Origin of the sequence: Tannerella forsythia, from assembly GCF_003860135.1 — a bacterium.
In the GTDB taxonomy this organism is placed as follows: domain Bacteria; phylum Bacteroidota; class Bacteroidia; order Bacteroidales; family Tannerellaceae; genus Tannerella; species Tannerella forsythia_A.
Genome location: NZ_RQYN01000102.1, coordinates 1 through 2,285 on the forward strand (window position 1 = coordinate 1; position 2,285 = coordinate 2,285).

At 50.4% G+C, this 2,285-nt stretch carries 1 protein-coding gene; it reads right to left on the reverse strand.

Features of this window, described 5'->3' with window-relative positions:
* Nucleotides 1-145 precede the first annotated feature (145 nt).
* Complete coding sequence (locus tag EII41_RS14220) at nt 146-2,173, reverse strand: fibronectin type III domain-containing protein (protein ID WP_185711925.1); 2,028 nt, start codon at nt 2,171-2,173, stop codon at nt 146-148.
* Nucleotides 2,174-2,285 lie beyond the last annotated feature (112 nt).

A 2,285-nucleotide genomic window follows, 5' to 3' on the forward strand; every position in this document is an offset into this window, starting at 1 on the left:
CGTAATTCGTAATTGCTTTTCGCGTTCGGACATTGTCCTTTGCGTTCGAAGCGTCGGCGAGGGTAAGGGCGAACACACAGGTTCGCCCCTACATTGACTACATTAACTACTTGCTGACTACTTTTCACTATTCACTTTTCGTTTTTCACTTCACAAGGATTTTCGTTACCTGTTCTCCTACGCGCACCAGATACACGCCCGGGGCCAATGGCTGTACATGATCGCCGGCGGGGAGGAAGAGCGTCTTCACGAGGGAGCCTCCTACATTATATATATGTACCGTCTCGGCTGCGGGGAGTGTGAGGTACAGCGCGCTGCCGTGGGCGTAGACGCGCAGGCCGTCGACCGTTTCGTTGGCTACGGTGCGGATCACGTCGAAGACACAGGTATCGCTTTGGCCGCTGCCATCGTTGGCCGTGGCCGTGACGCGTGCTTTGCCTTTCTTATGGATCGTCACGAGTCCTTTGGAATCGACCGAGACGACGGTCGGGTCGCTGCTGGCCCATGTCAGAGATTTGTCCGAAGCGTTCGACGGGTGTACGGTGGCCGTGAGCTGTATGGTCGAGTAGTCGCCATCGATCGTGACCGAGTTGCGGTTCAGCGTAACGCCCGTTACCGGCACCGAAGGTGTCGTAGCCTGCTTGGTTTTGACCTTCTTTTCGCCGTACCATTTATGGCGACCGACTTCATCCCATACTTGCACATCCACTATATACTCGGTATTGGGTTGGAGGCCGGTGATGGTATAGGAAGTCATATCGACAGCGGGATTATCTTCGGGATGGCTGTATTTCCAACTAGCAGCAATATCGGGATCGGACGTTTTTTTCCATGCTACCCGATACCTGAGTTTATTCTGCGGCGTTATGTTATCGGTGCCGCGTGTCCATGAAAGGGCGATGCTGTTGGTCGTTACCGTGCCCACCGTCAGGGTTCCCGGCGTGGGACTCTGGGTATCGGTGGCCTGCTTGGTTTTGACGGTCTTTTCGCCGTAGTCTCTCCAGTTATCGGCTTCATCGTATACCCGCACATCGACCTTATACTCGGTATCGGGTTGGAGGCCGGTAATGGTATAGGAAGTCATATTGACGGTGTGTGAGCCGCTGTTCTGCCAATCACCACTATCGGATGATTTTTTCCACCACACCATATACTTGAGCTTATTTTGCGGCGTAACGTTATCGGTGCCTTTTGTCCACGAAAGGGCGATGCTGTTCGTCGTTACCGTGCCCACCGTCAGGGTTCCCGGCTTGGGATCTTGGGTATCGGCAGCCTGCTTGGTTTTAACCTTCTTTTCGCCGTAGAATACACTGTTATTGGCTTCATCCCGTACGCTCACATCGACCTTATATTCGGTATTGGGTTGGAGGCCGGTAATGGTATAGGAGGTGATATCGACGGGATAATTGCTTTCGTGGGAGTATTCCCAAACACCATCGGGTAACTTTTTCCACATGATATTATACCTGAGCTTACTTTGCGGCGTTATGTTATCGGTGCCTTTTGTCCACGAAAGGGCGATGCTGTTCGTCGTTACCGTGCCTACCGTCAATGTGCCTGGCGTGGGATCTTGGGTATCGGCAGCCTGCTTGGTTTTGACTGTCTTTACGCCGTAGTCTCTCCAGTTACCGGCTTGATCATACACCGCCATGTTTACTTTATATTCGGTATTGGGTAGGAGACCGGTAATGGTATAGGAGGTGATATCTGTCATTATCGAAGAAGATCCCGCGTTACCACTGGATACATTTTCCCACCACACCCTATGTTTGAGTTTACTTTGCGGCGTAACGTCGTCGGTTCCTTTTGTCCACGAAAGGGCAATGCTGTTCGTCGTTACCGTGCCCACCGTAAATGTGCCCGCCATAGGCTTCTGGGTATCTTTGTCGGTTTGGACCGTTATTTCGCCATACCATTTTTCGTTTCCTGAAGCGTCTTTTACCTTCACATCCAACTGATACTTTCTATTGGGTATCAAATCTCTAAATTCTCCGTAATCAGGGTCCTTCACCCATTCTGAGACATCTTCCTCGCCGGTAACGATATCTTTTCTCCATATTTTATACTGTAACTCGTTTTGTGGTGTTTCTTTATCCGTTGCCTTACACCAGGTGATTTTGACCCTGTCTGCTGTAATCTCTGTTACCGTAATCTTCCCGTTGCATCCCGGCACGGGAGGAGCGTTTGTCCTTACTCTTTTACTCTTGTAATTTATGGGTCTGTGTTGAATCGTGTGGGTAACCCATAAATCAAGATCCGGAAAAAAGTTGTATAATTGCATTCAT